The sequence below is a fragment of the Pseudomonas sp. PDM30 genome (assembly GCF_019218985.1).
GTDB classification, from domain to species: Bacteria; Pseudomonadota; Gammaproteobacteria; order Pseudomonadales; family Pseudomonadaceae; genus Aquipseudomonas; species Aquipseudomonas jessenii.
In genome coordinates this window covers 244,929-256,697 of record NZ_JAHUWM010000011.1, presented here as the reverse complement: position 1 = coordinate 256,697, position 11,769 = coordinate 244,929, and the positions used below count along the sequence as shown (strand labels likewise).

General features: G+C 58.5%; 10 protein-coding genes. 1 reads left to right on the top strand and 9 read right to left on the bottom strand.

What is annotated here, in order from left to right; genetic code table 11:
- Window positions 1–155: 155 nt before the first annotated feature.
- From msrQ to mrcB, 9 genes are all read right to left on the bottom strand, one after another.
- The gene (gene msrQ, locus KW840_RS24190; protein WP_218498029.1) at window positions 156–776 is read right to left on the bottom strand and encodes a protein-methionine-sulfoxide reductase heme-binding subunit MsrQ; all 621 of its coding nucleotides are present in this window, start codon (window positions 774–776) and stop codon (window positions 156–158) included.
- Window positions 776–1,789, bottom strand: a complete 1,014-nt coding sequence (gene msrP, locus KW840_RS24185) for a protein-methionine-sulfoxide reductase catalytic subunit MsrP (protein WP_218498028.1) — start codon at window positions 1,787–1,789, stop codon at window positions 776–778. Before msrP ends, msrQ begins: the two co-directional genes overlap by 1 nt.
- A gap of 58 nt (window positions 1,790–1,847) precedes the next feature.
- Window positions 1,848–2,702 carry a CDP-diacylglycerol--serine O-phosphatidyltransferase gene (pssA, locus tag KW840_RS24180; protein WP_007971084.1) on the bottom strand — a complete coding sequence of 285 codons (855 nt, stop codon included), beginning with the start codon at window positions 2,700–2,702 and terminating at the stop codon, window positions 1,848–1,850.
- Window positions 2,703–2,845: 143 nt separating this feature from the next.
- The gene (gene ilvC / locus KW840_RS24175) at window positions 2,846–3,862 is read right to left on the bottom strand and encodes a ketol-acid reductoisomerase (RefSeq protein ID WP_003228216.1); all 1,017 of its coding nucleotides are present in this window, start codon (window positions 3,860–3,862) and stop codon (window positions 2,846–2,848) included.
- A 45-nt stretch (window positions 3,863–3,907) separates the two neighbouring features.
- A complete protein-coding gene (ilvN, locus tag KW840_RS24170) occupies window positions 3,908–4,399 on the bottom strand; it encodes an acetolactate synthase small subunit (protein ID WP_003205610.1) in 492 nt (163 codons plus the stop codon).
- Between the two features lie 2 nt (window positions 4,400–4,401).
- On the bottom strand, window positions 4,402–6,126 hold the full coding sequence (locus KW840_RS24165; protein ID WP_057716561.1) for an acetolactate synthase 3 large subunit: 1,725 nt from the start codon (window positions 6,124–6,126) through the stop codon (window positions 4,402–4,404).
- A gap of 483 nt (window positions 6,127–6,609) precedes the next feature.
- Entirely contained in the window at window positions 6,610–6,945 is a 336-nt protein-coding gene (locus KW840_RS24160; RefSeq protein WP_090451421.1) for a YqcC family protein, read from the bottom strand.
- Window positions 6,945–7,682: a tetratricopeptide repeat protein gene (locus KW840_RS24155; protein ID WP_218498027.1), complete on the bottom strand. Its 738-nt coding sequence runs from the start codon at window positions 7,680–7,682 to the stop codon at window positions 6,945–6,947. The genes KW840_RS24160 and KW840_RS24155 overlap by 1 nt, the downstream gene beginning before the upstream one ends.
- A 16-nt stretch (window positions 7,683–7,698) precedes the next feature.
- Window positions 7,699–10,017, bottom strand: a complete 2,319-nt coding sequence (gene mrcB, locus KW840_RS24150) for a penicillin-binding protein 1B (protein WP_090451424.1) — start codon at window positions 10,015–10,017, stop codon at window positions 7,699–7,701.
- Between the two features lie 116 nt (window positions 10,018–10,133).
- Here mrcB and KW840_RS24145 point away from each other — a divergent pair, with 116 nt between their 5' ends.
- On the top strand, window positions 10,134–11,690 hold the full coding sequence (locus tag KW840_RS24145; protein ID WP_218498026.1) for a bifunctional aminoglycoside phosphotransferase/ATP-binding protein: 1,557 nt from the start codon (window positions 10,134–10,136) through the stop codon (window positions 11,688–11,690).
- The last annotated feature ends 79 nt before the right edge of the window (window positions 11,691–11,769 follow it).

Genomic DNA, 11,769 nt, shown 5'->3' with positions numbered 1-11,769 from the left:
AACACCTCTTTTTCAACTCCCTTTCGGCTTCGATGAACTGAAGCAACCTGCTGCCGAAAACTGCGTAACTCTTTGTTTACCAAGGAGTTTTCCGTTTCGACTGCGCCGGAAGTGGGGCGAATTATAGACACCTGGAATCTGCCGTCAACCACTATTTACGCCTTTTTGGCAGAAGAGGCCTTTTTAGCCATTAGACGCGGGATTCGACGAGCCACAGGCGGTAGCCGCAGCATTAACAGCAACGCACCTATAGATGCATAGATCACCCACTCTTTCAGGTCGGCGCGCACAATCCAGAGCATATGCAGTAATCCAAGCCCGAGAATGGCATAAGCCAGGCGATGCAACTTCTTCCAGCGGGCACCCAATCGTCGCTGACTGTATCGATTGGAAGTCACCGCCAATGCCAGCAAACCAAGAAAACCCAACACCCCGACAATAATGTAAGGCCGCTTGCGCAACTCGACTCCCAGCTGTGACCAGTCAAAACCAAGTATGAATGCGCAATAACTACTGAGGTGGAGCAGCACATAGGCAAAGCACCACAACCCCAACTGTCGCCGCACGGCATTCCACCCCGCCCAACCGGTGAGTTTCTGCAAAGGCGTCAAGCTCAGGATTACGAGCAGCAGAACAAGCGCCCCCAAACCCAATCGATCGACCAGCACCTTGCCCGGATCCGGCCCGAGGACATCCTCCCAGGCCTGGTACAGCCACAGCAGCGGCCACACCAGCACCACGACAAAGACACCGATACGCCAAAACGGATAGCGCATCAGTAATTCTTCCTCAGGTCGAGCCCCGTATATAGAGAGGAGACTTCCTCTGAATAGCCGTTGAACATTTGCGTGTCGCGCACATTGAGCTTGAACAAGCCACTGGGCAGGCGGCGTTCACGCGCCTGAGTCCAGCGAGGATGATCAACGGTGGGATTCACATTCGCATAAAAGCCATATTCATCCGCAGCAATACTCTGCCAAGTGGTTTTCGGCTGCTCGCTGACCAGACTGATGCGCACGATTGACTTGATGCTCTTGAAGCCATATTTCCAAGGCACCACCAAACGCAACGGCGCGCCGTTTTGATTAGGCAATTCACGCCCGTACATCCCCACTGCGAGAATCGCCAACGGATTCATGGCCTCATCCAGTCGCAACCCTTCCACATAGGGCCAGTCGATCAAGGCAAAACCGGAGCGCTGACCCGGCATGCTTTGGGGATCCTGCAAGGTTTCGAAGCGGATGAATCTGGCTTTCGAGGTCGGCTCGACTTCTTTGAGCAAGGCCGAGAGCGGAAAACCGATCCAGGGAATGACCATCGACCAGGCTTCCACGCAACGTAGCCGGTAGATTCGCTCCTCCAACCGATACGGCTTCATGAGGTCCTCCAGCGCATACCGCCCAGGCTTGCCCACCTCCCCGTCCACCACTACCGACCACGGTTCCGTCTTCAGCGTGCCGGCATTGGCGGCCGGATCACCTTTGTCTGTGCCGAACTCGTAGAAGTTGTTGTAGTGGGTCGCATCCTTGAACGGCGTGATCGCCTCATCCTTGACGCTGATCGCTCCCCACTGGGTAGCCGGAAGTTTTTCGCTGAACCAGGAAGGCGCCTTGCCGGGCTCTACATCCGGATAACGCACAGCATCGCCAGCGCTGGCCCATTGCGGCAGGCTGCCCAGAGCGAAGCCCGCAACCGTGGCGCCGAGCACTTTGCGTCGAGAAAGATAGAGGGATTCAGGCGTAACGTCCGACTCGTGGCAGTCGGACGTTCTGGGGACTTTGATCAGCATGGTTACTCCGCTGCTTTGGAGGACAGATGCACCCATAGACTGCGGAGTATGAGGGAAATTACGCGCTCTTGTTACGGCGAAGACGTAACAGATATTGAACCGGGCCGGAGGCTGCATAGGCGAGAAACACCAGCAGCAGGATGCGCGGAGGGTCACTGAACACCACTGCGAACACCAGCACCACGGCGAGAATCGCCACGAAAGGCACTCGCCCCTTCAGGTCCAGCTCCTTGAAGCTGTTGTACTTGATGTTGCTGACCATCAGCATGCCGGCCGCCGCAACCATCAGCGCAACCAGGAAGGACATCTTGGAACCCTGAATGCCGTAGTCACTGAACGCCCAGACGATACCTGCAACCACACCCGCAGCGGCAGGACTGGCCAGACCGATGAAGTAGCGCTTGTCCGCCGTACCGACCTGGGTGTTGAAGCGCGCAAGGCGCAAGGCCGCGCCCGCCACATAGATGAAGGCGACCATCCAGCCAACCTTGCCCATGTCACCCAAGGCCCAACCGAAGGCCAGCAATGCCGGGGCAACACCAAAGGCAACCATGTCCGACAGCGAGTCGTACTCGGCACCGAAGGCGCTCTGGGTATTGGTCATGCGGGCCACGCGCCCATCAAGACCATCGAGCACCATTGCGACGAAGATCGCGATGGCCGCGAACGCGAAATATTTGCTCGCATTGGCCGAGTCACCGGCACTCAAGGCCGCCTGGGCGCTCATTGAGTTGATGATGGAATAGAACCCTGCGAACAGATTCGCAGTGGTGAACAGATTCGGCAGAAGATAGATACCACGATGCCGGACTTTACGACCTTCGGCGTCATGCCCTTCCTCGACATGTTCATCGATGGGCAGCAGGCTTTCGGCGTCAGAAGCCTGGTTTGGCTCTTCGGGGCGTTCGCTCATGGACATTACCTTGCAACGGGTGGAAAGTTTGGACAGGTGTCTGGGACGACGGTTCGGCCGCAAACGATGCAGCTTTATACCAGAACCGGCCCCCCAAACGAAAAAACGCGGCCTAAGCCGCGTTTTTCGTACAAGCGCGTGACTTAGTTTTTAGCTTTGTCGACGATCTTGTTGGCACCGATCCACGGCATCATGGAGCGCAGTTGCTCGCCGATGATTTCGATACCGTGAGCGGCGTTGTTACGACGCTTGGCGGTCATCGAAGGATAGCCGGTAGCGCCTTCGCTGATGAACATCTTGGCGTATTCGCCGTCCTGAATACGTTTCAGGGCGTTGCGCATGGCCTGACGGGATTCGGCGTTGATGACTTCAGGGCCGGTCACGTACTCGCCGTATTCGGCGTTGTTGGAGATCGAGTAGTTCATGTTGGCGATACCGCCTTCGTACATGAGGTCAACGATCAGCTTCAGTTCGTGCAGGCACTCGAAGTAGGCCATTTCCGGCGCGTAGCCAGCTTCAACCAGGGTTTCGAAACCGGCCTTGACCAGCTCAACGGTACCGCCGCACAGAACGGCTTGTTCGCCGAACAGGTCGGTTTCAGTCTCGTCCTTGAAGGTGGTTTCGATGATGCCGGTACGACCGCCGCCAACGCCGGCAGCGTAGGACAGGGCGACGTTCTTGGCGTTGCCCGAGGCGTCCTGGTAGATAGCGATCAGGTCAGGGATACCGCCACCCTTCACGAACTCGGAACGTACGGTGTGGCCTGGAGCCTTCGGCGCGATCATGATCACGTCGAGGTCAGCGCGCGGCACAACCTGGTTGTAGTGGATCGCGAAGCCGTGGGAGAAGGCCAGGGTGGCGCCTTTCTTGATGTTCGGCTCGATTTCGTTCTTGTACAGGGAGGACTGGAATTCGTCCGGGGTCAGGATCATGACCAGGTCGGCAGCTGCAACAGCAGAAGCAACGTCGGTCACTTTCAGGCCGTGGGCTTCAGCCTTGGCAACGGTAGCCGAACCTTTACGCAGGCCGACAGTCACGTCAACGCCGGAGTCTTTCAGGTTGCACGCTTGAGCGTGGCCCTGGGAACCGTAACCGATGATGGCAACTTTCTTGCCCTGGATGATCGACAGGTCGCAGTCTTTATCGTAGAAAACTTTCATGAATTTCCCCTATATCAGGCCGTTCAGGCCGTTCGCTAATTTGGTTTAGATGCTGAGTACTTTGTCGCCGCGGGCAATGCCGGTCACGCCACTACGGACGGTCTCCAGAATCGAGGCGGTGCCAATGGACTGAATGAAGCTGTCGAGCTTGTCGCTGGTACCGGTCAGTTGAACGGTATACACGCTGGCGCTGACATCGACGATCTGTCCACGGTAAATATCGGTAGTGCGCTTGATCTCGGCACGCTGGGCGCCGGTGGCCTTGACCTTGACCAGCATCAGTTCGCGCTCGATGTGAGCACTCTCCGACAGGTCGACCAGTTTTACCACTTCGATCAGCTTGTTCAGGTTCTTGGTGATCTGCTCGATGATTTCATCGTGACCGACCGTGGTCAGCGTCAGACGCGACAGGGTCGGGTCTTCGGTTGGTGCCACAGTCAGGCTTTCGATGTTGTAGTTGCGCTGCGAGAACAGGCCAACCACACGAGACAGAGCACCGGGTTCGTTTTCCAGAAGCAAGGAAATAATGTGCCGCATGATTAGGTACGCTCCGTCTTGCTCAGCCACATATCGCGCATGGAGCCGTCTTTGATCTGCATCGGGTAGACGTGCTCGCTGGTATCGACCGAAATATCGATCACCACCAGGCGATCTTTCATGGCGAACGCTTCTTCCATCTTCGACTTCAAATCTTTCGATTCAGTGATGCGCACGCCAACGTGACCATAGGCTTCAGCCAGCTTGACGAAGTCAGGCAACGACTCCATGTAGGAGTGCGAGTGACGGCTGCCATAGCTCATGTCCTGCCACTGACGAACCATACCCAGAACGCCGTTGTTCAGAATGACGATTTTTACCGGCAAACCGTATTGCAGACAGGTGGACAGTTCCTGGATGTTCATCTGGATACTGCCTTCGCCCGTCACACAGGCGACGTCGGCATCCGGATAGCTCAACTGAATACCCATGGCCGCCGGGAAACCGAAGCCCATGGTGCCCAGGCCACCGGAGTTGATCCAGCGGTTCGGCTTGTTGAACTTGTAGTACTGCGCAGCAAACATCTGGTGCTGACCCACGTCGGAGGTCACAAAGGCATCGCCATTGGTCACTTCGCACAGGGTTTCGATCACGGTCTGAGGCTTGATCTTGCTGCCGTCGCCCTTGTCATACGGGAACAGGCCGCGATCACCGCGCCACTCGTCAACCTGCTTCCACCAGCTGGCAACGGACTCCTTGTTCGGGGTCTCGCCGATTTCCTTGAGGATCGCGACCATTTCGGTCAGGACACTCTCAACCGGCCCCACGATAGGCACGTCGGCCTTGATGGTCTTGGAGATCGAAGCCGGGTCGATGTCGATGTGAATGATCTTGGCGTTCGGGCAGAACTTCGACGCGCCATTGATGACACGGTCGTCGAAACGTGCGCCGACAGCGAGGATCACGTCAGCATGGTGCATCGCCAGGTTGGCGGTGTAGCTGCCGTGCATGCCGAGCATGCCGATGAACTGACGGTCGGTGCCAGGGTAGCCACCGAGGCCCATCAGGGTATTGGTCACTGGCAGGTTGAGCATCTTCGCCAGTTCGGTCAGTGGTGCGGAACCACCACCCAGGATCACGCCGCCGCCCGAGTACAACACAGGACGCTTGGCCGCCAGGAGCATTTCTGCCGCCTTGCGGATTTGACCGGAGTGACCGCGAACAGCCGGGCTGTAGGAACGCAGCTTGGCTTTTTTCGGGAAGACGTATTCGAACTTCTCGGCCGGGTTGGTCATGTCTTTCGGGATATCGACAACGACCGGGCCAGGACGACCGGATTGCGCCAGGTAGAACGCCTTCTTCATGACTTCCGGGATTTCCGACGCGTGCTTGATCATGAAGCTGTGCTTCACGATCGGCCGGGAGATTCCGATCATGTCGGTTTCCTGGAACGCATCGGTGCCAACCATGGTGCTAGGCACCTGGCCGGAAATGATCACCATTGGAATGGAGTCCATGTAGGCGGTGGCGATACCGGTGATGGCGTTTGTTGCGCCAGGACCGGAAGTCACCAGTACCACGCCGGCTTTACCGGTGGCACGGGCGTAGCCGTCAGCCATATGGGTAGCCGCTTGCTCGTGACGAACCAGGATGTGGGTCACTTCCGGTTCTTTGAACAGGGCATCGTAGACATGAAGAAGAGCACCACCCGGGTACCCGTAGATATATTTGACGCCTTCGTCACGCAAGAAGCGGACGAGCATCTCACCGCCAGATAAAAGCTCCACGTTGCTCACCTCTAAAACGCCAGAATACCGCCCACGAAAAATGGGACGGGTCTTAATAGGTTTACTTCTCGGCAGAGCATGAGCGACGGTGGTCGCCGACTACGTCAGCACTGACTGAGCAAGTATTGGGATCGTCCCAAGTGTTGCGGGGCTTTCCCACCCAGCGCGAGGTAACGCGTTGCGGGTGTAACAGGTCGACGCGGATATGCGCCTCATGATCTGCTGAGAGGGTCTGCTTCTGGCAGTCCCTGTACAGCGGACTTTGGATTCTTCTGTTTCGGCCTTCGCAAGTCAAGTCGTCTATGTGCTTTATTCTACTAAGCACATGAGAACGCAAGAAAAAACCCGTAAATCCACCCCGTGTTAGCTTTGATTGCGCAACTTTTGGCAAAAAATTGGCACGCGAATGCACTTACCCTGAAACGGCCGACAAAATAGAGAGATATTGTGAACAACTGCCAGCGGACACTGGCAGCTTCTGGCTCAGCGGGACGCGGTGATCAGTTGATCGAATTCTTTGAGCAGCACCTGTAACTGCCGATCCCTACCCTGGACATTGCGCCCGGCAAAGACCATTTCAGCCATTTCCTGAATGCCCGAAGCATTGGGTAGCGGCAAATCCTGCTCGAGGATCATCTTCATGCGTGGCAGGAAGATCCATTGCAGCCATTGTTCGAAATCCAGTGTGTCGACCGAAAACGGCTCGACACTGGAAAGCGCTTCGGCAGAGGGCGGGACTTCATCCCACCACCCTTGCACCCGCAACTCGCGCTCGATCAACAACAGTTGATCGGCGATTTTCAGAAAGCGCACATCCATCACAGCGTTACCTTGGCCTTCTGTCGAGCCAATGCCGCGCCCTGGGAGTCACCCTGCTTTTCACGCCCCTGGGCAATCAGCTCCCACAAGTTGGCCTGCAGGGCTGGACGGCCATTGGCAAAGGTCAGCCCACGGCGAGCGAACTGCTCGGCTTGGGCCGCATCGCCCTGAGCCATGCGTACCTGGGCCAGACGGTAAAGCACCTGCGGCTCACGCGGAGCAACGCGCTGGGCGCGTTCGAGGCTGGAGGAGGCACCATTGAGATCACCGCTCGCCTGTTGCTGTTGAGCGGTGGTCAGCAAAGCCAATACCGGGCCGTCCAGTTGCTCGTCGGCAGAAAGCCCGCCCGAACTGGCCGATGGAATCCCGCTTGGCGACGACGGCATGCTGTAGCTGCCCTGATTGATCGGCGCCGATTGGACCGGCGACGTGTCAATCGGCCCCGGCGTGATCGGACCCGGGGTAATCGGCGTGGTGCTGATCGGCGTCGAAGTCGTTGCCGCGCCTGGCACCATCACCACAACGCCGCTGTCACCTTGCGGAATCGCCTGGGTCTGCGACTGACCTTGCGCAGGGCGCTTGACGGTCGTCTGGCGGAAACCGCCATTGGCCGAGATCCGCTCACTGTTGGACACGGCGGTGCCGGAATCCACAACCGGAATCGAGCCACGTTGTACGCTAGAGCAACCGCTGAGCAAAGCTACGGCGGCAACCGCTGGAATCAACCACTTGTTCACTTGAAACCCTCTTTGCTTAATTCATCCAGCCCTTGACCCAGTCCATCACCGTCTCGGCAGGGTTTTCACCACCGCAAGCGGCACCGGGAGGCGGTTCGCTGCCGCGAATATACGGCATCTGCACGGCACCCGGGCAACCGGCGTCAGAACCTTGCCCGGTTCGCGAGTCCACCCAAGCCTGAACGATATTATCCGGCTGCGGCATGTCCAGCGGCAACGGGTCGGCCTTGCGCATAAAGCTGGTCCAGACCTGCAAGGCCCCGGTGGCGCCGGTGAATGGCGTCTTGCCATTGTCGTCGCGACCCAGCCAGACCACCGCCAGCAAGTCCTGGCTGAAACCGGCAAACCAACTGTCTCGCGAATCGTTACTGGTACCGGTCTTGCCCGCCAGGGTCAGAGTCCTTGGCAACGCGTTATAAACCGAGCTGCCGGTACCCTCACGCATCACCCGCTGCATGGCGCTCTGGATCAGGTAAATGGAGGCCGGATCAAAACGCTGCTGAATCTGGAACGGATAACGCTTGAGTGGCTCGCCCTCGGCAGTCAGCACGCTACGAATCCCGCGCATCGGCGTATTGAAGCCGCCGTTGGCCAAGGTCTGGTACATGGTCGCCACTTCGATTGGCGTCATGCCGCCGGCCCCGAGCAACATCGACGGGAAGGCCGGGAATTCACGCGTCACACCCAGGCGCGCCACCGTCTTCAATACGTTCGGCACACCGACCGCCAAACCAAGACGCGCGGTCGACAGGTTGTAGGAATGCGCCAGGCCTTGATAGAGGAACACCGTACCGTGAGAACGACGATCGTAGTTCTGCGGCTTCCAGACCTGACCATCCGCGCCTTTGACCGAGAAGGACTCGTCCGACAGCCAACTGGTCAATGTGTACTGGCTCGGTTTCTCCAGTGCGGTCAGATAAACAGCCGGCTTGATCAGCGAGCCGATCGGCCGTACAGCATCCAGCGCCCGGTTGAACCCGGCAAAACTGGCCTGGCGACTGCCGATCATGGCCTGCACTTCCCCGGTCTCCGGGTTGGTCACGACCATTGCCGCTTCGACGTCATCGGAACCCTTGCGTCCTGCCAGACGCTTGAAGGTGTCGTTGACCGAGGCCTCAGCCTTCATCTGCAGGATCGGGTCGAAACTGGTGAAGATGCGCAGCCCTTCTTCGGTCAAGTCTTCGTCGCGATAGTCTTCGCGCAACTGACGCTTGACCAGATCGAGGAAGCCGGGGAACGAGCTGTCCGCCAGACTGCCGCGCTTGGTCACGCCCAGCGGCATTTTCTTCGCCGCCTCCACCTGCTCGGCGGTCGCGACGCCCTGCTCTTGCAGCACATCGAGTACCAGGTTGCGCCGCTCGAGGGCACGTTCCGGATTACGACGGGGATTATAGGAAGAAGGCCCCTTGACCATGCCCACCAGCAGCGCGACCTGATGCAGCTTGAGCTCGGCCAGCGGCTGGCTGAAGAAGAACTGGCTGGCCAGACCAAAACCGTGCACCGCACGCTGACCGTCCTGCCCGACAAACACTTCGTTGAGGTAAGCCTCAAGGATTTCGCGCTTGTCGTAGTGCAGTTCAAGCAGCAGCGCCATCATCGCTTCGGTGAGTTTGCGGCTCAGGCTGCGCTCGTTGGTCAGGTAGAAGTTCTTGACCAACTGCTGCGTCAGGGTACTGCCGCCCTGACGCATGCGCCCGGACGAACCGTTGACCCAGATGGCACGGGCGATCGACTTCGGCGAAACACCAAAGTGATGATAAAAATCGCGATCCTCGACCGCCACCAGCGTTTCAAGCAAGTACGGTGGCACCTGATCGATCTTGATCAGAATCCGGTCTTCGAGGTTTTTCGGGTACAGGCCGCCAATCAGCAGCGGCTCCAGGCGCACCACCGACAGCTTCGAGCCTTTTGCCCCCGCCAACTCAGCCACGTAATCGCCGGAGAAACGCACCCGCACCGGTTGCGCCTGCTCCATGCCTTCATAGAACTGGAAGCCACGGGTATTCAGATCAACGGTATTGCCGTTGACCGACGCCGCCCCCGGACCGTTGGCCACGCTTTCACGGCGATAACCCAAGGCATCGAGCTCGGTCAGGAAATCATCCCGGCTCAGCTTCTGTCCGACGAACAGCTCGAGCGGGCGCGCGTAAACCTTGGCCGGGATGGTCCAGCGCTTGCCGGAAAACTTCTCCTGGACGATCGCATCAAGGTAAACGGCGAATCCGGCCAGCACCACAAGGGCGACCAGACTGAGTTTAATGGCCCAGCCCAGCCACGGGCGCAGGCCCCTGGAGGGTGGTTTTTTCGGGGTACGGGGAGTTCGAGTACGAGTCATGGCGGCGGATTATACGCACTTTATTCATCCTCAACAGGAGCGCTCCGAGGTTTGCGTCAAGCGGACTTGCGGCCATAATGACGGCCTTGAATTTCCCAGACTCTGAAGGATCGCCTGTGAGCCAGTCCCTGATCGCTGCCCTGCAAAACCCTGCCCTCTACCCGCATCCTGTAGAGGGATTCCAGGTCATCGAGACCCATATTTCCTGGGTACTGCTTACCGGCCCCTATGCCTATAAAGTGAAGAAGCCGGTCAATTTCGGTTTTCTCGACTTCACCAGCCTTGAGGCTCGCGGACACTTTTGCGCTGAAGAACTGCGCCTGAACCAGCGTCTGACCGACGATTTGTACCTCGAAGTGCTGCCCGTCACCGGCAGCGCCGAAGCTCCGCAACTGGGTGGTGAAGGCCCGACCATCGAATATGTACTGAAGATGCGTCAGTTCCCGCAAAACGGCTTGCTCAGCACCCTGCAAGCCAATGGCGAACTGACCACCGCGCACATCGACGAGATGGCCGAGCAAATCGCCCGCTTCCACCTCAGCGCGCCGAAAGTACCGGCCGGGCACGAAGCCGGCACCCCGGACAGCGTCATGGCGCCGGTGCGGCAGAACTTCGAACAGATCCGTCCGTTCCTCAGCGACAAAGCCGACCTGTTGCAACTCGACGCCCTGCAAGCCTGGGCCGAAAGCAGCTTCGAGCGCCTCAAACCGCTGCTCGCCCAGCGCAAGGCCGAAGGTTTCATTCGTGAATGCCACGGTGATATCCATCTGGGCAATGCAACCGTGATCGACGGCAAGGTCGTGATCTTCGACTGCATCGAATTCAACGAACCGTTTCGCTTTACCGACGTTTATGCCGACACCGGTTTCCTGGCGATGGACCTGGAAGATCGCGGCCTGAAGTGCCTGGCGCGTCGCTTCATCAGCCAGTACCTGGAGCTGACCGGCGACTATCGCGGTCTCGAACTGCTGAACTTCTATAAAGCCTACCGCGCACTGGTTCGCGCCAAGGTTGCCCTGTTCAGCATGCCGGCCGACGCCACTGCGGTGCAGCGCGCCACGACCTTGCGCCAGTACCGCAACTACGCCAACCTGGCCGAAAGCTACAGCACCATTCCTTCACGCTTCATGGCCATTACCCACGGTGTTTCCGCTGTCGGCAAGAGCCATGTCGCCATGCGCCTGGTCGAAGCCCTGGGCGCGATTCGCCTGCGTTCCGATGTCGAGCGCAAGCGCCTGTTCGGCGAGCAAACCGTCGAGAATGACGTGCAGGCCGGCATCTATAGCGCCGACGCCAGCGCGGCGACCTATGCCCGCCTCCACGAAATCGCCGACGTCATTCTGCGTGCGGGTTTCCCGGTGGTGGTCGACGCCACTTACCTCAAGCGTGATCAGCGTGACAGTGCAGCGAAGGTGGCCGAGGCCACGGGTGCACCCTTCCTGATCCTCGACTGCAATGCGCCACAGGCCGTGATCGAAAGCTGGCTGGCCATGCGCCAGGCAGACAAGAAAGACCCATCCGACGCCACCCTGGCTGTTATTGCCGCCCAGCAAGACAGCCGTGAAGCGCTGACACCCGCGGAAATCCTCTGCAGCAAACGCGTCCAGACCAATGAAAGCGGGACGCTCGATACCGTTGTGGAGCAAATTCGCCAGCGCCTGCCAGGGCTGTAAGTAACTATTTCAGTCGTGAGGCCCTCGCTGGCTTCACGACTGTCAAATAGTGGCACTATACTGGCGTCATAAAAACATC

What these genes read in the sequence shown, in the direction of transcription:
- msrQ (WP_218498029.1), bottom strand. Translation starts at nt 776, where the DNA reads ATGCGCTATCCGTTTTGGCGTATCGGTGTCTTTGTCGTGGTGCTGGTG.
- msrP (WP_218498028.1), bottom strand. Translation starts at nt 1,789, where the DNA reads ATGCTGATCAAAGTCCCCAGAACGTCCGACTGCCACGAGTCGGACGTT.
- pssA (WP_007971084.1), bottom strand. Translation starts at nt 2,702, where the DNA reads ATGAGCGAACGCCCCGAAGAGCCAAACCAGGCTTCTGACGCCGAAAGC.
- ilvC (WP_003228216.1), bottom strand. Translation starts at nt 3,862, where the DNA reads ATGAAAGTTTTCTACGATAAAGACTGCGACCTGTCGATCATCCAGGGC.
- ilvN (WP_003205610.1), bottom strand. Translation starts at nt 4,399, where the DNA reads ATGCGGCACATTATTTCCTTGCTTCTGGAAAACGAACCCGGTGCTCTG.
- KW840_RS24160 (WP_090451421.1), bottom strand. Translation starts at nt 6,945, where the DNA reads ATGGATGTGCGCTTTCTGAAAATCGCCGATCAACTGTTGTTGATCGAG.
- mrcB (WP_090451424.1), bottom strand. Translation starts at nt 10,017, where the DNA reads ATGACTCGTACTCGAACTCCCCGTACCCCGAAAAAACCACCCTCCAGG.